Origin of the sequence: Streptomyces sp. A 4/2 (assembly GCF_940670765.1) — a bacterium.
Taxonomy (GTDB): Bacteria; Actinomycetota; Actinomycetes; order Streptomycetales; family Streptomycetaceae; genus Streptomyces.
In genome coordinates, this window is sequence record NZ_CALNVW010000108.1 from 1 (window position 1) to 318 (window position 318).

A 318-nucleotide genomic window follows, 5' to 3' on the forward strand; every position below is an offset into this window, starting at 1 on the left:
TGGTTCGGCTGGTTCGGGTGATGTGAGTGGTTCGGGTGTGCCGGTGGGGTTGGTGGGGTCGGCGGTGTTGGTGCAGGCGTGGGGTGATGTGGGTGGGGTTGGTGGTGTGTGGGTGGTGACGTCGGGTGCGGTGGGTGTGGGTGGTGGTGATGTGGTGTTGCGTCCGGTGAGGGCGGGTGTGTGGGGTTTGGGTCGTGTGGTGGCGTTGGAGGAGCCGGGTTGTTGGGGTGGGTTGGTTGATGTTCCTGAGGTTGTGGATGGTGGTGTGGTTGGTGGTGGTGTGGTGGGTCGTTTGGTGGATGTGTTGGCGGGTGGTGT

The 318-nt window shown here is 63.8% G+C and carries 1 protein-coding gene; it reads left to right on the forward strand.

The features are described 5' to 3' along the window. A partial coding sequence (locus NBY69_RS37800) for a hypothetical protein (RefSeq protein WP_250306698.1) occupies positions 1 to 318 on the forward strand: 318 nt, incomplete at both ends.